Here is a 20370-nt window from a genome sequence, read left to right on the forward strand (position 1 = left end):
AAAAGGAAGGCGTTAAAACGGCAGCGTTATGACAACGCTGCCGTTTTTATCATACTTAGCGACGGTTACGCACTAACTGGTAGCGACGCGTCAGGTACTCGACCGGTGCGCTCCAGATGTGAACCAGACGGCAGAACGGGAACAGAACAAACAGCGTCAGCCCCAACACAATATGCAGTTTGAAGATCAGCGCGACACCCGCCAAATGCTCAGACGCTCCGCCCTGGAAGAACGCCACGCTCTGCGCCCAACCGACCAGCTTCAGCATTTCACTACCGTCCATATGCTGTGCAGAGAATGGGATGGTCAGCAGCCCCAAACCAGCCTGAATCACCAGCAGAGACAGAATGAGAATGTCGCCAACGCTGGACGTAGCGCGAATACGCGGGTTTGTCAGACGGCGCTTTAACAGCAGCACGCCACCGACAAACGTCAGCAGACCTGCCGCACCACCGCCGAACATCGCCATTTTCTGTTTTACATCCATTGGCAGGAAGGCTTCGTACATCCAGTGCGGCGTCAGCATACCGAGGAAGTGCCCGGCAAAGACGCCCAGAATCCCCAGATGGAACAGGTTAGACGCCAGACGCATCCCTTTCTTATCCAGCATTTGGCTCGAACCGGCACGCCAGCTGTACTGGCCGTAGTCATAGCGCAACCAGCTGCCAATCAGGAAAATGGCCATCGCCAGATAGGGATAGATGTCAAAAAAGAACACATTAAAATAGTTCGTGATTGCACTCATTAGCGTTGCCCTCCCGCCGATGTCGCGTCAAGATTCAGATATTGCGGCACCACCGCGCCAGCGAAGCGGCGTTGGTGTTGCGTTTGTTGGGCCGATGCGCAGCCTTCTTCGCCGAGGAACTTAACCTGTTCCTCTTCCCATACAGCATCCAGCGCCTGCGGCGTGTCGTCGCGCGCTTCGTCAGCGACCTGATGTGTGACATCGTCACTTTTCAGGTCACTACCGGACAGCGCCAACAGCAGATCGAACAGCACGGCATAGCTGCTGTCACGCTGCTGCAAACGCGCGCCAATCAACGCCAGAATCGGCGCGATGTCGAGTAAACCCGCGCGACTCTGCGCGGGCTCCAGACGAGAAAGGTACTCAAGATACAGCGGCAGGTAGTCCGGCAGCTCACGGCAATCCAGCGCCAGACCGGCATCCTGATATTGCTGCATGAGATCGACCATCGCCTGACCACGGTCGCGAGACTCACCGTGAACGTGTTCGAACAGCAGCAGCGAGGTCGCCCGACCGCGGTCAAACAGGCCGCTATACTCCGCCTGTTTGTCCAACAGATCCTGCGCGCACAGCGTGTTGATGAACTGCATGAGCTGATGGCTCTCACGCAGCGGTAAAGCATCAGCCTGCTCTACCGCTTCGATCAGCTCAGCCCGGTTTTCCCACAGCTCGCTATCGGGATAGTCCAGCAGGCGGGCAATAATCCGCAGGCTAATCATGGTTCGTCTCCCGCATGACTTTGCTGTTCATATCACGCGTTTTGCTGCTGACATCAATCGCATCAATACGCTTGCTGTTGAACAGGTTGAATTTGGTATCGCTGCCGTGGCAACCATCGCCAAAGCTGAAACCGCAGCCTTTGCTTTCTGGGAAGGCTTCACGCGCCAGTTCACGATGGCTTGATGGAATCACGAAGCGATCTTCGTAGTTCGCAATCGCCAGATAGCGGTACATTTCCTGCGCCTGCGCTTCCGTCAGCCCAACCTGCTCCAGCGCGCTGGTATCGATTTTGCCTTCCACGGTTTCTGCACGTTTGTAGTGACGCATCGCCAGCATACGTTTCAGCGCCAGCAAGACCGGCTCGGTATCGCCTGCGGTCAGCAGGTTCGCCAGATATTGCACTGGAATACGCAGACTTTCGACGTCCGGCAGTACGCCGGTGTGCGCCAATTGGCCTGCATCCGCGGCAGACTGAATCGGTGACAATGGCGGCACGTACCATACCATCGGCAGCGTGCGGTATTCTGGATGCAACGGCAGCGCCAGCTTCCAATCCATCGCCATTTTGTATACCGGCGACTGCTGTGCCGCTTCAATGACGCTGTTTGGAATGCCGTCTTTCAGCGCTTGTTCAATGACTTTCGGATCGTGCGGGTCAAGGAACACATCCAGTTGGCTCTGGTACAGATCTTTCTCGTTTTCCACAGAAGCCGCTTGTTCGATGCGGTCAGCATCATAGAGCAGCACGCCCAGGTAGCGGATACGCCCGACGCAGGTTTCTGAGCAGAGCGTCGGTTGACCACTTTCGATACGCGGGTAGCAGAAAATACATTTTTCTGATTTGCCGCTCTTCCAGTTGAAGTAGATTTTCTTGTACGGGCAACCGGTCAAGCACATACGCCAGCCGCGGCATTTGTCCTGATCGATCAGGACGATACCGTCTTCGCCACGTTTGTAGATCGCGCCGCTCGGACAGGTCGCCACACACGCTGGGTTCAGGCAGTGTTCGCACAGACGCGGCAAATACATCATGAACGTGTTTTCGAACTGGCCGTACATCTCTTTCTGCATATGCTCAAAGTTTTTATCCTTAGAGCGCACGCTGAATTCACCACCCAGATCGTCTTCCCAGTTCGGGCCACTCTCGATTTTCTTCATCCGCTGACCGGTAATCAGCGAGCGCGGACGCGCGACAGGCTGATGCTTACCTTCCGGCGCTTTACGCAGGTTCTGATAGTCGTAGTCAAACGGCTCATAGTAGTCGTCGATTTCCGGCACATCCGGGTTAGCGAAGATCTTGGATAACACGCTGATGCGGTTACCCATACGCGGCTCGAGCTTGCCGCTGATTTTACGGATCCAGCCGCCCTTCCATTTTTCCTGATCCTCCCAGGCATGGGGATAGCCCACGCCCGGTTTGGTTTCGACGTTGTTGAACCAGGCGTATTCCATCCCTTCACGACTGGTCCAAACGTTTTTACAGCTGACGGAGCAGGTGTGACAGCCGATGCATTTGTCCAGATTCAGCACCATGCCCACTTGTGAACGAATTTTCATCAGGCTTTCTCCTGCTGTACCGCTTTTTGTACATAGTCCTGGCCTTCATCATCCAGCCAGTCGATGCGTTTCATTTTACGAACTACGACGAACTCATCGCGGTTTGACCCAACGGTGCCGTAGTAGTTAAAGCCATAAGCCAGTTGGGCATAGCCGCCGATCATATGGGTCGGTTTCGGCGTGATACGGGTTACCGAGTTGTGAATACCGCCGCGCTGCTGGGTAATTTCCGATCCCGGCAGGTTAATAATGCGTTCCTGCGCGTGGTACATCATGGTCATACCCGCTGGCACACGCTGGCTGACCACCGCACGCGCCGTCAGTGCACCGTTGGCGTTAAACGCTTCTACCCAGTCGTTATCCGCAATACCCAGATCGCGAGCATCGTCTTCGCTCAGCCAGATAATCGGGCCACCGCGACCCAGCGTCAGCATCAACAGGTTGTCGCTGTACGTGGAGTGAATGCCCCATTTTTGGTGCGGCGTCAGGAAGTTCAGCGGTTTTTCCGGGTTGCCGTTAGGCTTCTTATTCAGCACCGGCTCAGCCGCACGGGTGTCGACTGGCGGACGGTATACCAGCAGGCTTTCACCGAAGGCACGCATCCACTCATGGTCTTGATACAGCTGTTGGCGGCCGGACAGCGTACGCCACGGAATCAGCTCATGAACGTTGGTATAACAGGCGTTATAGGAAACGTGCTCGTCTTCCAAACCAGACCAGGTCGGGCTGGAGATAATCTTGCGCGGCTGCGCCTGAATATCGCGGAAGCGAATTTTCTCGTCTTCTTTATTCAGTGCCAGATGCGTGTGATCACGACCGGTGAATTTGCTCAGCGCTTCCCACGCCTTCACCGCCACCTGACCGTTGGTTTCCGGAGCCAGAGACAGAATCACTTCTGCCGCATCGATCGCCGTTTCAATCTTCGGACGACCCACCGCCGCACCGTCAGCTTTGGTGTAGTTCAGCTTTTTCAGGAAATCGACTTCGGTCTGCGTGTTCCAGCCGATGCCTTTACCACCGTTGCCCAGCTTGTCCATCAACGGACCGAGCGAGGTGAAACGTTCGTACAGGTTCGGGTAGTCGCGCTCCACCATCATCAGGTGCGGTGCAGTTTTGCCCGGAATCAGGTCGCATTCGCCTTTTTTCCAGTCATCCACGCCGAAAGGCTGCGCCATTTCTGCCGGGGAATCGTGTTGAATTGGCAAGGTAACCAGATCGGTTTCCTGACCCAGGTGTCCCTGACAGACGCGAGAGAAGGCTTTCGCGATGCCTTTGTAGATTTCCCAGTCGCTTTTGGAATCCCACGCCGGATCGACAGCCGCAGACAGCGGGTGAATAAACGGATGCATATCCGAGGTATTCATGTCGTCTTTTTCGTACCAGGTTGCCGTTGGCAGGACAATGTCGGAGTACAGGCAGGTGCTGGACATACGGAAATCAAGCGTCACCACCAGATCCAGTTTGCCTTCAACGCCTTGGTCGCGCCATTCCACTTCTTCTGGCTTCACGCTGCCCGCGGTACCCAGATCTTGCCCTTGAATACCGTGCTCCGTACCCAGCAGGTACTTCAGCATGTATTCGTGGCCTTTACCGGAAGAACCCAGCAGGTTAGAACGCCAGATGAACAGGTTGCGCGGGTAGTTTTGCGGACTATCCGGCTGTTCAGCAGCAAATTTGATGTCACCTGATTTCAACGCAGCAACGGTATATTCCTGCGGCGTGATACCAGCGGCACGCGCTTTTTCTGCGATATCCAGCGGGTTAACGTTCAGCTGTGGTGCAGACGGCAGCCAGCCCATACGCTCGGCGCGCACGTTGAAGTCAATCATGCTGCCGGTAAAGCGGGATTTATCTGCCAGTGGTGACAGCAGTTCCTGCGGCGCGACGGTTTCATAACGCCACTGGCTAGAGTGGTTATAGAAGAACGACGTACTGTTCATGTGACGAGGCGGACGCTGCCAGTCCAGACCAAACGCCAGCGGCGTCCAACCGGTTTGCGGACGCAGTTTTTCTTGTCCGACGTAGTGCGCCCAACCGCCACCGCTCTGACCGACACAGCCGCAGAAAATCAGCATGTTGATGATGCCGCGGTAGTTCATGTCCATGTGGTACCAGTGGTTGATACCAGCACCAACGATGATCATGGAACGACCGTGCGTTTTATCGGCGTTATCCGCGAATTCACGCGCAATGCGGATGATGTTCTGACGAGAAACGCCAGTAATCTCTTCGGCCCAGGCTGGGCTGTACGCTTTCACATCGTCGTAATCACGCGCGCAGTTGTCGTCGCCCAGACCGCGATCCAGGCCGTAGTTCGCCATCGTCAGGTCATACACGCAGGCAACCAGCGCTTCGCTACCATCAGCCAGCGTCAGACGCTTAACTGGCAGTTTGTGCAGCAGGATTTCTTCTAGCGCAACGTTGTTGAAATGTTCGCTGACCGCGCCGCCAAAATACGGGAAGCCGACATCAACCACATCGTCGTGCGACCCCAGCAGGCTCAAGCGCAGTTTCACTTCTTCGCCGCTCACGCCGTCGCGCTGTTCCAGGTTCCATTTGCCCTGATCGCCCCAACGGTAGCCGATCGACCCTTGTGGAGCCGTCAGATTGCCGCTTTCATCGTCAATCGCGATGGTTTTCCACTGCGGGTTGTTGTCCTGGCCGAGGTTGTCCACCAGATCGGAAGCACGCAGCATACGACCGGCCGCATAGTAACCGTCTTCACGTGGTTCCAGCAGCACCAGCATTGGTAAGTCCGTGTATTGACGAACGTACTCGCTGAAATACTGGCTCGGTTTGTCGAGGTGGAACTCTTTCAGAATAACGTGGCCCATTGCCAGCGCCATCGCGCTGTCGGTACCTTGTTTCGGGTTCAACCAGTGGTCGCACAGCTTGGCGATTTCAGCGTAGTCCGGTGTGACCGCAACGGTTTTAGTGCCTTTGTAGCGAACTTCCGTAAAGAAGTGGGCATCCGGCGTACGGGTTTGCGGAACGTTAGAGCCCCAGGCAATGATGTAAGAGGAGTTGTACCAGTCGGCAGACTCCGGTACGTCAGTCTGCTCACCCCAGGTCATAGGTGACGCTGGAGGTAAGTCACAGTACCAGTCGTAGAAACTCAGGCACACGCCGCCGAGCAGAGAAAGGTAACGGGCACCCGCAGCGTAGGACACCATCGACATCGCAGGAATCGGTGAGAAACCGATCACGCGGTCTGGACCGAAGGTCTTGGTGGTGTAAACGTTAGAGGCAGCGATCAGTTCGTTGACTTCATTCCAGTCAGAACGAACGAAACCACCACGGCCACGAATTTGTTTGTAGTATTTGGTCTTCTCGGGGTCGTTGACGATGGATGCCCAGGCATCAACCGGATCGCTGTGCGTCAGTTTCGCTTCACGCCACAGTTTCAGCAGGCGCTTACGCATCATCGGGTATTTCAGGCGGTTAGCGCTGTAGAGATACCAGGAATAGCTGGCACCACGCGGGCAGCCGCGAGGTTCATGGTTAGGCAGGTCCGGACGGGTACGCGGATAGTCAGTCTGCTGCGTTTCCCACGTCACCAGACCGTTTTTCACATAAATCTTCCAGCTACATGAACCGGTACAGTTTACCCCGTGGGTAGAACGTACGATTTTGTCATGCTGCCAGCGACTGCGATAGCCGTCTTCCCAGTCACGATTGGTATTGAGGGTCTGGCCATGACCATCAGAAAACGGTTCGGCCAGTTGTTTGAAGTAACGTAACCGGTCAAGGAATTTGCTCATCCGGACTCTCCTGCTGCGAAGCCTGCTGGCCCCTGTCGTTATGAAATGCTCGTAGCAGACATCTGTTTTTGCTTACGACACATCGCTCAAGTTGGCGCTAGGGTATCCAGCAACCGCGTTGCCAAACTTGATAACGATCAAGAGTGTCACCCTGTGAAAAACGGAGTATATCGCCAACTACCACTAAAGAATTATTACAGAAAAAACACATAATTAATTGATTTAAAAAGATAAAAATAAAACCATTCGTTTTGTGTTTATACTGAATTCATACACACGACTATTTAGAGGTAGTAGTCGGAAGGCGACGAAAAATCGTGCAGATTCAGTAAAGGGGGTAGCTGAATGCAGCACAAAAAAACGCCTCCCCGAAAAGTAGGAGGCGCTGAGAAAGGGACACCGATCTTTCTGACTGTTAGTCCCCGAACGTTATCGAGAGGAATCAGCTTTTCTTTCTGGCGAATCAGTTTTTCTTTCTGGCATAGAACAGCCAGGTCACCAATACGCAGACGACGTAGCACACTACGAACACCTTCATCGCTCCGGTGGGTGAACCGGTTAACTCAAGCGACATTCCGAAGGCCTGAGGAATGAAGAAGCCACCGATAGCGCCAATGGCTGAGATAAAGCCCAGCGCCGCTGCGGTGTCCGTGGCTGCCGCACGCTGTGCATCCGCATCGCTTCCACCTTGTGTTTTCACGCGATCTGCCGTTAATTTACGGAAAATCACGGCGATCATCTGGAATGTGGACCCACTACCCAGACCGGCCGTCAGGAACAGCATCATGAAAATGCCAAAGAACATCCCGAATGAGCCCGCAGAGTTCGCACTCGGTAGAGACAGGAACAACAGCACCGAGAAAATCGTCATCAGGATGAAGTTAATCAGCGTCACTTTTACACCGCCAAAGCGGTCAGACAGCATGCCACCAACCGGACGCGCCAGCGCGCCCAGCAGCGGCCCGAAGAACGCGTAGTAAAGAATCACAATGTCTGGGAACTGCGTTCTGGACAACATGCCGAAGCCTGCAGAGAAACCGATGAATGAGCCAAACGTGGACAGATACAGGAAGCTGAGTATCCACAGGTGCATTTGCTTCAAAACGGGCAGTTGCTTACGTATCGACGCATTAGCCATAGGCAGATCGTTCATGCCAAACCAGGCAGCGGTTGCGGCAATCACCAGCAACGGCACCCACATCCAGGCAGCATGGTGCAGCCAGATCTGTGTGCCGTCAGGTTGCACCACGCCGTTGTCAGAAAATCCCAGCATCGGCAGGAAAATCACCACCGGCACCAGCAGTTGCATCACACTCACGCCGAGGTTGCCCAATCCACCGTTAATGCCTAGCGCACTACCCTGACGTGATTTTGGGAAGAAGAAACTGATGTTCGCCATGCTGGACGCAAAGTTAGCACCAGCGAAGCCACACATCAGAGAAATCGTGACGAAAATGCTGTAAGGCGTCTGCGGGTTTTGTACGGCAAACCCAAGCCAGATACACGGGATAACCAGAATGATGGTACTTAACGTCGTCCAACGGCGACCGCCAACCATGGGGATAACGAAGGAGTAAGGAACTCGCAACAGCGCGCCGGAGACGGAAGGCAGCGCGGCAAGTAAAAATAACTGGTCTGTGCTAAAACTAAATCCAACCTTGTTTAGGTTAACGGCCACGGTGCTGAAAATCATCCAGACACAAAACGACAACAGCAGGCACGGTACAGAGATCCAAAGATTACGCTGTGCTATCCGTTGTCCGCCAGATTGCCAGAATTTTGTATCTTCAGGATTCCATTCCCTTATCAGCGTGCTTTGCGATACTTTCTCGGGTGATGAAGGCTGCGTCATAAAAACCTCAATAAATAAAAACGCGGTAGAATTAAGGCGCAACATTAGGGATTACACCGCAGGTAAAGTTGATGCAAATCAACGCGCTGTCAGGTAAAAAAACCGTGTAAAAATAACCACACTCCTTAATGAGTAATAAAAATAGAAAAATAAGCAACGATAATTCAAGCTGTTATATCTCTATTTTTTCGTACTGTCATATCCCCTTTCAAGGCGTGGATATTCAGTGGTACTCACTAGTAGGTATGGGGTTATCATGTAGGATCGGGAAAAATGCCAAAAGGGTTATCCTTCCCGGTACTGGTTTTCTACTCCTCCAGCAGAGGTCGCTTTATTATGTTGAAACGTTTCCTGCTGCCGCTGTCGCTCGTCAATCAGGTTGCCTTATTGATGCTGCTACTCGGTTTGCTGGGTATTGCAGGTATGTCGGTTTCCAGTTGGATGTCTCAAAGCATCCAAGGGAACGCGCACGCCATTAATAAAGCGGGCTCGCTGCGTATGCAGAGTTACCGCCTGCTCTCGATGGTGCCGCTCTCTGCCGAGAATGAAATTTACCTGCAAGAACTGGAAGAAGACGAAATCAGCAGCGACCTACAGCAGGCAGTACGTCGGGAAGGGCTTAGTGAACAATTCACTGCGCTGCGCGTTTTCTGGCTGGAAAACCTGCAACCGCATCTGCGGCAGGCAACAAATTCTGCGGATGCCTCGGCGGATGTCGCCCGCTTCGTGAAACAGCTCGACGATCTGGTTTCCGCCATCGATCATAAAACCGAACAGCGATTGAGGATGGTCACGTTGGTGCAGCGCATCTTCATCGGCATCATGTTTATTCTGCTGGTTACCACCTTCTTTTACCTGCGCCGTCGACTGCTGACGCCGTGGCGACGTCTGGTTGCGATGGGACAAGCTATCGGGCAAGGTGATTTCACCCAGCGCGTCGCCATCAACGGCCATGACGAAATGAGCACACTGGGACAGGTGCTGAACAGCATGTCGGATGAACTTTCCGCCATGTACCACAGTCTGGAACTGCGCGTCGCCGAGAAAACAGCCGACCTGCAACAGAAAAACGATCTGCTTTCTTTCCTCTATCGCGCCAGTCGACGCTTGCATACTGGTGCGCCGCTGTGTAGCCGCCTGATGCCGATCCTGAACGAACTACCGACGCTGACGCCGCTGCGCAATATTCAATTACGGCTGTATGAAGATAACAATCAGGAACAGTTTCACCAGTTTAGCGATTGCAGCCAGTCACAGCCGGACCACTGCCCGGATAACAGCTGTCAGAGTTGCGGGATGCAGGCAAAACGGGAGGAACTGCCGGGTGAGCCTCACTGCTGGGATCTGCACGACAAGCACGGACAATATGGCGTCGTGTTAGCCACGCTGCCGGGCAACACCGTTCTGAGCCGCGATCAAAATCAGTTACTGAATACCTTACTGGAACAGTTAACCAGCACGCTGGCGCTGGAGCGTCAATCGAACCATCAGCAGCAGTTGATGCTGATGGAGGAACGCGCCACGATTGCCCGTGAGCTGCACGACTCTATCGCCCAGTCCCTCTCCTGCCTGAAAATTCAGGTGAGCTGCCTGCAAATGCAGGGCGGCGATTTACCACCCGCGTCGCAGCAGCTGCTGACGGAAATGCGGGAAGAGTTAAACACTGCCTATCGCCAACTGCGTGAGCTGCTGACGACGTTCCGGCTGAAGCTGTCGGAATCCGGCTTACTTGCCGCGCTGCGCGCGTCGGTCGATGAATTCAGTAAGCGACTGGGCTATCCTATCGAATTACATTACCGCCTGCCGCCGCAGTCGGTTTCTGCGCATCAAGGTATTCACGTCCTGCAAATTGTGCGTGAAGCGCTGAGCAATATTTATAAACACGCGCAGGCCACACAGGTCGATATCACCCTGCAACTGCGTCAGGGTTACATCGAACTCAGCGTAGCCGACAATGGCATCGGTATTCCGGATGATGCCAGCCGCGCCAACCACTATGGACTTATTATCATGCGCGACCGTGCACGGGGTTTGCACGGCGAATGCATTGTTCGACGCCGGCCGTCGGGGGGCACTGAAGTCAATGTCAACTTCCTCTCCGAATACCGTCACCGGCTGCCATTAACAGGAGAAACTCATGATTAACGAAGATGCCGCCACCCTACTGCTGATTGATGACCATCCCATGTTGCGGAATGGCGTTAAGCAACTCATCAGCATGGACCCAGAATTGCAGGTGGCAGGTGAAGCCAGTCACGGCGAACAGGGTGTCGAGCTAGCGGAACAGCTGGACCCGGATTTGATTCTGCTCGATTTGAACATGCCCGGCATGAATGGTCTGGAAACGTTGAATCGTCTGCGGGAAAAATCGCTGTCTGGCCGCATTGTCGTCTTTAGCGTTTCCAACCATGAAGACGATGTTGTCAATGCCCTGAAAAATGGTGCCGATGGTTATCTGCTGAAAGATATGGAGCCGGAAGATTTACTGGCTGCGCTGCATCAGGCGGCGTCAGGAAAAATGGTACTGAGTGAAACGTTGACGCCGATTCTGGCCGCCAGCCTGCGCGAAAGCCGCCACAGCAGCGACCGGGACATTCAACAACTCACGCCGCGCGAACGCGATATTCTGAAGCTGCTGGCTCAGGGATTATCCAATAAAGTGATTGCCCGCAAGCTCACGATTACCGAAAGTACCGTTAAGGTTCACGTCAAACACCTGTTGAAAAAAATGAAACTAAAATCACGGGTCGAAGCAGCTGTTTGGGTATTACAAGAAAAAGTGATTTAATCAAATCGTCACAAAATACCGCTATTGTCAGCGGTACGGATAAGGCGCTCTGGCGCCCTTCCGTCCGAGATTATCCTCGCGTGAGCGAGGATGCCGCCGTAGTTCATGAAACAAAGTTGATGACAACAAGGTTGATGAAAATAATTGTTGGAAATACCATCAACGCCCCGCCCAATCTAAACGGTTGCTAAACGGCACCGGCATTTATAGCCATTATCCTAATTAATGTGACGTTGCTCTCGTCTAAACTAGTTAGTAATCGCATTTTTCGGCTTTTACTCCGAGTTTAACGTTGAGGAACAACATGAAAAAGGTCAGTAAGGAGCGGTTTATCGGCCTGGAATGGTTACGATTTTTGCTCGGCTGCTACGTCATGATTTATCACACGGTACACGTTTATCCCCAGCGTGAGCGCATTCCCTTCCTGAGCGAGCTCACCAGCATGGGATTCTTCGCGACCAGCACGTTCTTTGTCCTGTCTGGCTTCTTGCTAGCCCATGTCTATATAAAGGACGGACGTCTGCGCGAACCTGTTCGCCAGTTCTGGGCCAAACGCTTCTTTAATCTTTATCCCATCCATATCATTGCCCTGCTGTCTTCGATTGCCGTTGTCACGCTAATGCAGTGGCTGGCCGTGCCGCCGGAAGGACAAGTCGCCAGCGCGCGTTTCGTGATTTATGACACCAACGATCCCGCAGCCGACCCCGAAACGCTGCGCCATTACATGACGAATGCACAGCTGGCGTTCAACGGGTTATTGCAGGTACTGATGTTGCAGGCATGGAATCCTTACTTCCTGACCTTCAATGCCCCGTTATGGTCGCTTTCCACGCTGTTCTTTTTCTATCTGGCGTTTCCGCTGTTGGCACCGCGTTTGTTGAACAGCCGCCATCCGTGGCTGTGGATGGGGATCGTCTGCCTGCTGTATCTGCTGCCGCCGATTTGGGTAATTTGGCAACAGCAGTTCGGTATGCCGTATACCGGGCTGTTGCAGCGTGGGCCGATCTTCCGTCTGCCGGAATTCCTGGCCGGGATATTGGGCTATGCCCTGTTCCGCCATTATCGTCAGAAAGATCGCTTACCGTTGACCAAAGGCCAGCGCTACGCACTCGCCCTCTTCATCGGTGTGAATTTCCTTGTCGCTACCTGGCTGTTCACAAAAGGCGAAGCCTACTGGTACTTCTTGCTGCACAACGGCTTGCTCCTGCCGGCTCAGGTCGGTCTGGTTTGTCTCAGCGCGCTGGCGCGTGAACCTAACAGTGAATGGCTGCGGCACTGGTCGCCCCGACTGGGAGCTGCCTCGCTGTCTATCTTTGCGCTACACGTTCCGCTCTTTAATCTGTTCCGTACGCTGGAACAGCTGGTGCGCGGTAACCCGATGGCCTGCTTCAGCGATTGGGATCAATGCATTACCGCGGCAGGTCAGGTGCAGCTGTCCATGACGGGCTATATCATTTTCCTGCTCAGCACCGTGACGCTCTGTGTTCTCTTCCAGGAACGGATCGTGTTCCGCGTAAGGACGTTCCTGACCGCGCGTTTCCTGAGCAACAACAACACTTCCCGCACGCAGCGCACCGCATAGCGTCATCTATCGCACACGCTCTCTGACCTAAAACAAGCGGGGTCAGAGAGCATCATCCCCACACGACTCATCCCCTTTCCGCCAGCCAAAAATGTGACAGATATCGCGTTATAGCTGTTAATCATCAATAGCCACTTTTATAACTATTTACATTCTAATCAATTTTCGTTTTCGGGTAGAGCATCACTACGATTCCTGTTAATGTTTGCCGTTCCGGACTAAACCGGTTCGTTATCATCGGCTGTACGTCTTTGTCTTTGACGGACATCTCACTACCTGTCACCACTGTTTACTTGGCAATAATGACACTATCCAAACACGCACTCTCTTCCCTCAGCCTGGTTATCGCCCTCTCTGCTGGCATTACACAGAGCCGCGCTGACACCATTTGGCTGAACAACGGCGACAAGCTTACAGGGAAAATCACGCTGCTTGACGGCGGAAAACTCTTTATCAACACCGACTATGCTGGCTCTATTTCTGTAGCCTGGGATAAGGTGAAAACCTTTGAATCCGACCATGGCCTGGTGATTCAAGGCGAACGCTACGAGAAAGGCGTTCTGTATCCGACGATCAAAGCGAGCGAAAACCGCGCCATCGTCGCGAACCCGTCGCTGGCTAACGAAGCCGCCGGTCCGCAGACATTGCCACTTTCTGAAATCACGTCCATTGTCGCGCAGAAGCCGCTGGTGACCGATTTCGCCTGGAAAGGCAACATTGACGCTGGCATGTCGCACAAGAAAAGTTCGACAGAAACCGACAACTACGATGTGACGCTGAACACCAAAGCGCGTCACGATACGTGGCGACACAACCTTGATGCCAGCTACCATTTGGCAAAAGAGGATAAAGTCGAGAGCACCAAGAATGCGGCTGGCGAATATGCACTGGATAAGTTCGTGGATGAGAACTGGTTCTGGCAGGGTCGTTATCAGTACAAACGCGACTGGATTGAAAGCATTAAAATCAACCGCTCTTTCGGTCTCGGTCCCGGTTATCAGTTCTGGGATAACGATTTAGGCGCGTTCTCACTGACATCGCTGGTCAACTCCCAAACCTTCGTCTACCGCGATCAGGGCGATGATGACTTCTACTCCGGTGCGATTAAGTGGGCGTACAACCGCTACCTGTTCAGCAAATCGGTTGAAGCCTTCACCAACGGTGAATTGGGTCGTTCATTTGATGGCACTGCGCCAATCTATCTGAAAGCGGATGCAGGTCTGCGCTTCAAGCTGACCGACTGGTCTTCTATGAGCATGAAAGTGTCACGTACCCGTATCGAAAGTAATCAGGGGAATGTTGACGACACGCTGTACACCATGGGTGTTGGCGTCGGCTGGTAAGTCAGTCGCTTCACATTGTCTCAAGGTGAACGGCGAGCTCGTCGTTCACCTCAATGCTTCCACTCATCGCGGTTTCGTTATTAACCGTTCCCTGCTGCCGCAGAACACGACTGTTGCAGGATACGCACCCGCTGTGCCAATTCGCTCACGCTTTCGTCTTCCGTTCCGTGATGCTTCAACTCTTGTTCGAGTGCAAACAGATATTGCGCATTGGTGCCAAGCGGACCGCTCGCGCGCGCAATCAGCGGGGCAACGCTCTGAATGCAGGTATCATTTTCGTTGAGGGGATGCTCCGGCTCGGAGACAAATACCAGCGCCGTCAGCGGTGCGCCGTTCTTGCGATGCAGTTCGCACCAGAGCGGGCGATAGCAGCCCGTCAGCATTTCACGCTTCCACAGCAGCTCCAGGTCTTCACGCAATGAGGTTTCCGGCAGTCGGAAAGCCAACCCCGTCGTTTGCCCACCGGGTTTCAGCGCCAGCATCCGCCCCGGCTGCGTTACCGTGCCGCGACCGATGGTCAGGCGCAGACAAAAGGCTCGCTGCCACCCCGCCAACGTGGCCAGACAGGTTTCTTCGGCGTCAAAAACCGGATTCCACATAAGCGAACCATAGCCAAACACCCAGACAGGACAGCTATTTGGCCGGAGCGCCAGCGTCCTGTCCAACGAGTCAGCCCGCTGTTGCGGGGTGAGCAGTAAGGTTTCTTCAATACAACCAAAAGACGTTCTACAATCTGCTTTCTGCAAAAAATCGCGTGTTAACACTACTTACTACCCCCAACCTTACTCTTTTACTGCTCGTCAGATCGGCTCTCGCCCTGCGTGTAAAAACCTAACTGCTTCATCTGCTTAATTTTACAACACTATCTATATTGAGGTTATTCATTTATGGCTTTGCGATCAAGTTTGATACTGGTCACAAAGACTGAAAAAGTTCGTGATAATGTTTCACTCACGCAAGATTCCGATTTTGTACCCTAAATAATTCGAGTTTCAGGAAGGCGGCAAGAGAAGGCATCCCGATGAGCTTACTTAGGTAAGTGATTCGGGTGACTGAATGCAGCCAACGCACATGCAACTTGAAGTATGACGGGTATATCAACTAATCGGCAACTCACCGCCAGACTTGACGCATTCCTGATACAAACCTCATTTTTGTGACGTCAGGAGCCTGCCGTACGCTCGACGAGAAAGCACTCGACTCCAATAAAAAGTATCGGCGGCGACAAGAATAATAACGGGCAGACATCAAATGATAATAATTATCATCTCATGTTATTATCATCCTTAATTTGGAATCGACTATCCACGGAGACACTGAATGGCAACGCCGCGTCAGCCTGTTTTAGTTCAGGTTAAACACATCCACGATATTTCACCTCATTTACGCTGCATTACTTTCCATCACGACGCGCTGCGCGATTATCCGACCGAGCGATACGGTGCACACATCAAACTCTTTCTGCCTCAGGCTGGACAGCAAAAACCGGCTCTGCCCGCGATTGGCGAACGCGGCCCGATCTGGCCAGAGGGCGAAGCCCGCCCCATCGTTCGCACCTATAGCGTCCGTGCGGTGCGCCCGGAGGATGCGGAGCTGGATATGGTTTTCGCGTTGCATGAACACGCCGGGCCTGCCGTCACCTTTGCCCGTCAGGCCAAGCCCGGCGACTGGGTCGGCATTTCGCAACCCGGTGGCCCGCTCCCGATGTTGCCGCCAGCGGCCGCTTATTATCTGGCTGCTGATCCGTCATCGTTCCCCGCACTCATGGCGCTGCTGGAGAACCTGCCTGATGACGCAACGGGGCATGCGGTCATCCGTGTCGACAGCGAGGCGGATAAACTTGATATCGCTAAACCAGCACAACTTCAGCTGCATTGGATTATCGGCGGAACGGACGTGACTGATGCACTGTTGCAGCAGTTTCAGGCACTTCCGACGGCTGAAAATGCATTTTACTGGTTAGCGGGTGAAGATCGCATCGTGGTTCAGCTTCGTCGCCACGTGCGTCGTGAACGCGGGTGTGAACGAAATCAGATGTATGCCGTCCCTTATTGGCGAGAAGGGCTAAATGAAGAGGATTATCATCATAAACGTCACGATATTATGGACAATCCTGACGAATAACCACAAAAAATACATTTGATATTATCATGATAGGGAGAAGACACGCAGATTCTCCCTTTTCATTTGAATTTCATATCAAAGCGTAAAAATCCGTAAAACTTCCCGCATCAGCATGACAATCTGTTATCATATTGTTCGTTTTATTACGTTATAACTACTTTCTAGTAACCTTTTGCTGTTTATTGTTGTTCTACCCCCTTAATAAAGGGCTTACGACCTGAATAAAGGATTTTACGACCACAATAAATGGCTTTATGCCCTAAATAGTTTGAGCTGCCAGTATGCTGGCTTGAAATATAACGGGGATATTTTGCCGTATCATTCCTCTGGATAAGGAGAACTCCCGCAATGAAGTCTCATGCTGAGGTGGTCAAAACTCGCCATCATGAATACTCACTCATTTTTCCTGTTATTGCGCTGGCCGTGCTCTACATGTGGGGCACTTCACAAAATTTTGTCGCCATTCTCGGCATCAACGCCATCGCGCTAGCCGGGATACTGTTCAGCGCCTTCAGCGTGGTACGTCACGCCGACGTGCTCGCACACCGTCTGGGTGAACCCTACGGTTCATTGATCCTCAGCCTATCCGTCGTCATTCTTGAAGTCAGCCTGATTTCAGCACTGATGGCAACCGGTGACGCTGGCCCGGACCTGATGCGTGACACCCTCTATTCCATCATCGTCATTGTCACCGGTGGTCTGGTCGGTTTTGCCCTCTTACTCGGCGGCCGTAAATTCGCCACACAGTACGTCAACCTCAGCGGTATCAAGCAATACCTGATGGCGATTTTCCCATTAGCTGTGATCGTACTGGTTTTTCCCAGCGCCCTACCTGGTGGTAATTTCAGCGTAGCGCAATCGCTGATTATTGCCGCTATTTCTGCGGCGATGTACGGCGTTTTCCTGCTGATTCAAACGCGTACGCACCAAAGCCTATTTGTGTATGAGCATGAAGACGAAGGCGATGGCGACGATCCACACCATGGTAAACCGTCCGCGCACAGCTCACTGTGGCACACTGCCTGGCTGCTGGTTCACCTGATTGCCGTTATCGCGGTAACTAAAACAAACTCGATGCCACTGGAAACGCTGCTGACCGAAATGAACGCACCGACGCAGTTTACCGGCTTCCTGGTCGCATTGTTAATCCTCTCTCCTGAAGGGCTGGGAGCAATCCGCGCCGTCCTGAAAAATCAGGTACAGCGTGCCATGAACCTGTTTTTCGGTTCCGTGCTGGCAACCATTTCACTAACGGTCCCTACCGTTACGATCATCGCCATGCTGACCGGTCGCACGCTGAACTTCGGTCTGGATATGCCGCACATTGTCGTGATGCTGTCGGTACTGGTGCTGTGCCACATTACGTTCTCCACCGGTAGAACCAACGTGTTGAGCGGCAGCGCGCATCTGGCACTCTTTGCCGCCTATTTGATCACCATCACGCTGTAATTCCCCTGCCGACGCGGTTTTCGCCGCGTCGGCCTCGCCAAAAACCACTTCTCTTGATGTATATCTGGATCTTCTGAGTGCGTCCGGCGTATCGTAAGGCTGTCGTCGACGGACCGGCAGGCCCGCCATATTGATTTACCTCCTTACTTTGGTTTCTGCTTAGATGAAAACGCACGGAATTAACGGCGTCAGGCCGTTCAGCGCACTGATCGATGCGTGCTGGCGCGAAAAATATACGCTACAACGTTTTATCCACGACATTATCGCTGGCGTGACCGTCGGCATCATCGCTATACCGCTGGCGATGGCACTGGCGATTGCCAGCGGCGTCCCTCCACAGTACGGGCTATATACATCAGCCATTGCGGGGATTGTCATCGCCGTCAGCGGCGGTTCACGCTACAGCGTCTCTGGCCCGACGGCCGCCTTCGTCGTCATTTTGTATCCGGTGTCGCAACAGTTTGGGCTATCCGGCCTGCTGGTTGCCACCTTGCTATCCGGCGTATTTCTGCTGCTGATGGGGCTCTGCCGCTTTGGCCGTCTGATTGAATACATTCCGCTTTCCGTGACGCTGGGGTTCACCTCCGGGATCGCTATCACCATCGGTACCATGCAAATCAAGGATTTTTTCGGCTTGCAGATGGCGGTAGTCCCCGAGCATTACGTCGAAAAAGTAGCGGCGCTGGCACAATCGCTGCCGACCCTACATCTTGCTGATACGCTGATTGGCGCAACGACGCTGCTGGTTCTCATCGTCTGGCCCAGACTTGGTATTCGCTTGCCCGGTCATTTGCCTGCGCTGCTGGCAGGCGTCGCGGTGATGGGGATCATGTCACTGTTTGGTGAAAATGTGGCCACCATCGGTTCCCGATTCAGCTATATGCTAGCGGACGGTTCGCAGGGGCAAGGGATTCCACCTATCCTGCCGCAGCTCATTCTGCCGTGGGATATTCCGTCGCCGGATGGGAAAACGATGACGCTGGACTGGCAAAGTATTTCCGCGCTGCTGCCTGCGGCGTTCTCTATGGCGATGCTGGGGGCGATTGAGTCTCTGCTGTGTGCCGTTGTGCTGGACGGGATGACGGGCAAAAAACACAATTCTAATGCGGAGCTGATGGGTCAGGGTTTCGGTAACATCATCGCACCTTTCTTTGGCGGCATTACCGCAACCGCGGCGATTGCCCGCTCCGCCGCTAACGTGCGCGCGGGGGCAAACTCGCCGATCTCCGCCGTGATCCATGCGCTGCTGGTGTTACTGGCGCTGCTGATCCTTGCGCCGTGGCTGTCTTATCTGCCGCTGGCGGCAATGGCGTCGCTGCTGCTGATCGTCGCCTGGAACATGAGCGAAGCACACAAAGTGGTGGATTTGCTACGCCACGGGCCGAAAGACGACATTATCGTGATGCTGCTCTGTATGTCGCTGACCGTGCTGTTCGATATGGTGATCGCGATTACCGTCGGTATCGTACTGGCATCCCTGCTGTTCATGCGTCGCATCGCGCAGATGACCCGTCTGAGCGAACTACCGGACACTAAAATCCCGGATCATCTGGTACTGCGCGTTAACGGCCCGCTGTTCTTTGCTGCGGCGGAACGCATCTTCAACGATCTGACCGTGCGCAGCGAAGGCTATCAAAATATCATCTTACAGTGGGATGCGGTGCCGGTGCTGGATGCTGGCGGACTCAATGCGTTCCTGCGCTTTAGTGAAACGCTATCCGAAGGTAAACAGCTCATCATCACCGATATTCCCTTCCAGCCGTTAAAAACGCTGGCGCGGGCGAAAGTTCATCCGATTGAAGGGCGGCTCAGCTTCTACGGTTCACTCGCACAGGCGATTGAGGCGACGACGGTGCGCTCAGCGTAGCGGAAACAGAATAGAGATAGTGTGCGGGCCACGCCGTGCTAATGCTGCACGGCTGGCATCTTGAATCGGACGGACAGGCGTTCGTCCCGCAGCGTTAAATCGAGCGCCACGTCACATTCGCAGCTAATGGCGCTCAGTTGCTCGTTCGTCAGCGAATAAGGCAGTTGGATATCAAACGCGGTCAGACCTTGCTGGCGTGCCAGCGTAATCAGCCTGATGATGTTAGTTTCGTCACTCACCTGCGTAGAAAGCACCTGTAGTGCCAGTCCCTTCAGCCGCTCGGTTGGCACACTCTGCCGAGCCGGAGCCATCTTGGTTACCATGCCAAAAATCGGCATCACGCCGTACATCGCATCCACGAAACGCCAACGTTTCTTGCACAATGCTGCTAAATAATCCGTATAGTCCAGACAGAGTGGCTCACTGGAACTTGTAGACTCAGGGGACTTTTCCATATTCCCTTTTCTCCTCTTCGCCAGTGGTTTGCCGCACACTACCCTGATGGGTATAAAACCGTAAACAATATGGTGGTTAATTCAGGTATATTGTCACGCTTTGCCCCCTTTTGACTAGCGTGTTGAG

14 protein-coding genes are annotated in these 20370 nt (G+C 53.5%); 7 read left to right on the top strand and 7 right to left on the bottom strand.

The features are described from left to right. Positions 1-55: 55 nt before the first annotated feature. From narI to NXT09_RS04500, 5 genes are all read right to left on the bottom strand, one after another. Complete coding sequence (gene narI / locus NXT09_RS04480; RefSeq protein ID WP_010276906.1) at positions 56-745, bottom strand: respiratory nitrate reductase subunit gamma; 690 nt, start codon at positions 743-745, stop codon at positions 56-58. After that, on the bottom strand, positions 745-1464 hold the full coding sequence (gene narJ, locus NXT09_RS04485; protein WP_103199152.1) for a nitrate reductase molybdenum cofactor assembly chaperone: 720 nt from the start codon (positions 1462-1464) through the stop codon (positions 745-747). The genes narI and narJ overlap by 1 nt, the downstream gene beginning before the upstream one ends. Continuing rightward, positions 1457-3022 carry a nitrate reductase subunit beta gene (narH, locus tag NXT09_RS04490; RefSeq protein WP_268579017.1) on the bottom strand — a complete coding sequence of 522 codons (1566 nt, stop codon included), beginning with the start codon at positions 3020-3022 and terminating at the stop codon, positions 1457-1459. Before narH ends, narJ begins: the two co-directional genes overlap by 8 nt. Continuing rightward, positions 3022-6783: a nitrate reductase subunit alpha gene (locus tag NXT09_RS04495; protein WP_268579018.1), complete on the bottom strand. Its 3762-nt coding sequence runs from the start codon at positions 6781-6783 to the stop codon at positions 3022-3024. The genes narH and NXT09_RS04495 overlap by 1 nt, the downstream gene beginning before the upstream one ends. A 463-nt stretch (positions 6784-7246) precedes the next feature. Beyond that, positions 7247-8635: a NarK family nitrate/nitrite MFS transporter gene (locus NXT09_RS04500; RefSeq protein ID WP_205555060.1), complete on the bottom strand. Its 1389-nt coding sequence runs from the start codon at positions 8633-8635 to the stop codon at positions 7247-7249. Positions 8636-8971: 336 nt separating this feature from the next. On the opposite strand from NXT09_RS04500, the gene narX reads away from it, so the two are divergent. The 4 genes from narX to NXT09_RS04520 all read left to right on the top strand — a co-directional run bounded on the left by narX (position 8972) and on the right by NXT09_RS04520 (position 14348). Next, positions 8972-10780 (top strand): nitrate/nitrite two-component system sensor histidine kinase NarX, encoded by a 1809-nt coding sequence (gene narX, locus NXT09_RS04505; RefSeq protein ID WP_268579188.1) that lies wholly within the window; start codon positions 8972-8974, stop codon positions 10778-10780. Next, positions 10773-11423, top strand: a complete 651-nt coding sequence (gene narL, locus NXT09_RS04510) for a two-component system response regulator NarL (protein ID WP_010276892.1) — start codon at positions 10773-10775, stop codon at positions 11421-11423. The genes narX and narL overlap by 8 nt, the downstream gene beginning before the upstream one ends. A 304-nt stretch (positions 11424-11727) precedes the next feature. Continuing rightward, a complete protein-coding gene (locus tag NXT09_RS04515; protein ID WP_205555061.1) occupies positions 11728-13005 on the top strand; it encodes an acyltransferase family protein in 1278 nt (425 codons plus the stop codon). Positions 13006-13307: 302 nt separating this feature from the next. Further along, positions 13308-14348 (top strand): DUF481 domain-containing protein, encoded by a 1041-nt coding sequence (locus tag NXT09_RS04520; protein WP_205555062.1) that lies wholly within the window; start codon positions 13308-13310, stop codon positions 14346-14348. A gap of 80 nt (positions 14349-14428) precedes the next feature. On the opposite strand, the gene NXT09_RS04525 is transcribed toward NXT09_RS04520, so the two are convergent. Further along, a complete protein-coding gene (locus NXT09_RS04525) occupies positions 14429-15112 on the bottom strand; it encodes a gamma-glutamylcyclotransferase (protein ID WP_205555063.1) in 684 nt (227 codons plus the stop codon). Positions 15113-15668: 556 nt separating this feature from the next. Here NXT09_RS04525 and NXT09_RS04530 point away from each other — a divergent pair. From NXT09_RS04530 to dauA, 3 genes are all read left to right on the top strand, one after another. Beyond that, entirely contained in the window at positions 15669-16472 is an 804-nt protein-coding gene (locus NXT09_RS04530; protein ID WP_205555064.1) for a siderophore-interacting protein, read from the top strand. 348 nt (positions 16473-16820) lie between these two features. Then, positions 16821-17921, top strand: a complete 1101-nt coding sequence (gene chaA / locus NXT09_RS04535) for a sodium-potassium/proton antiporter ChaA (RefSeq protein WP_014915604.1) — start codon at positions 16821-16823, stop codon at positions 17919-17921. Between the two features lie 163 nt (positions 17922-18084). Further along, complete coding sequence (dauA, locus tag NXT09_RS04540; protein WP_268579019.1) at positions 18085-19788, top strand: C4-dicarboxylic acid transporter DauA; 1704 nt, start codon at positions 18085-18087, stop codon at positions 19786-19788. 38 nt (positions 19789-19826) lie between these two features. Here the strand turns inward: dauA and NXT09_RS04545 are convergent, their stop codons facing one another. Beyond that, a complete protein-coding gene (locus NXT09_RS04545) occupies positions 19827-20243 on the bottom strand; it encodes a hypothetical protein (RefSeq protein ID WP_268579020.1) in 417 nt (138 codons plus the stop codon). Between the last annotated feature and the right edge of the window lie 127 nt (positions 20244-20370).

The sequence above is a fragment of the Pectobacterium jejuense genome (assembly GCF_026800125.1).
In the GTDB taxonomy this organism is placed as follows: Bacteria; Pseudomonadota; Gammaproteobacteria; order Enterobacterales; family Enterobacteriaceae; genus Pectobacterium; species Pectobacterium jejuense.

What these genes read in the sequence shown, in the direction of transcription:
- narX (WP_268579188.1), top strand. Translation starts at nt 8,972, where the DNA reads ATGTTGAAACGTTTCCTGCTGCCGCTGTCGCTCGTCAATCAGGTTGCC.
- chaA (WP_014915604.1), top strand. Translation starts at nt 16,821, where the DNA reads ATGAAGTCTCATGCTGAGGTGGTCAAAACTCGCCATCATGAATACTCA.
- NXT09_RS04530 (WP_205555064.1), top strand. Translation starts at nt 15,669, where the DNA reads ATGGCAACGCCGCGTCAGCCTGTTTTAGTTCAGGTTAAACACATCCAC.
- dauA (WP_268579019.1), top strand. Translation starts at nt 18,085, where the DNA reads ATGAAAACGCACGGAATTAACGGCGTCAGGCCGTTCAGCGCACTGATC.
- narH (WP_268579017.1), bottom strand. Translation starts at nt 3,022, where the DNA reads ATGAAAATTCGTTCACAAGTGGGCATGGTGCTGAATCTGGACAAATGC.
- narJ (WP_103199152.1), bottom strand. Translation starts at nt 1,464, where the DNA reads ATGATTAGCCTGCGGATTATTGCCCGCCTGCTGGACTATCCCGATAGC.
- NXT09_RS04515 (WP_205555061.1), top strand. Translation starts at nt 11,728, where the DNA reads ATGAAAAAGGTCAGTAAGGAGCGGTTTATCGGCCTGGAATGGTTACGA.
- NXT09_RS04500 (WP_205555060.1), bottom strand. Translation starts at nt 8,635, where the DNA reads ATGACGCAGCCTTCATCACCCGAGAAAGTATCGCAAAGCACGCTGATA.
- NXT09_RS04545 (WP_268579020.1), bottom strand. Translation starts at nt 20,243, where the DNA reads ATGGAAAAGTCCCCTGAGTCTACAAGTTCCAGTGAGCCACTCTGTCTG.
- NXT09_RS04520 (WP_205555062.1), top strand. Translation starts at nt 13,308, where the DNA reads ATGACACTATCCAAACACGCACTCTCTTCCCTCAGCCTGGTTATCGCC.
- narL (WP_010276892.1), top strand. Translation starts at nt 10,773, where the DNA reads ATGATTAACGAAGATGCCGCCACCCTACTGCTGATTGATGACCATCCC.
- NXT09_RS04495 (WP_268579018.1), bottom strand. Translation starts at nt 6,783, where the DNA reads ATGAGCAAATTCCTTGACCGGTTACGTTACTTCAAACAACTGGCCGAA.
- narI (WP_010276906.1), bottom strand. Translation starts at nt 745, where the DNA reads ATGAGTGCAATCACGAACTATTTTAATGTGTTCTTTTTTGACATCTAT.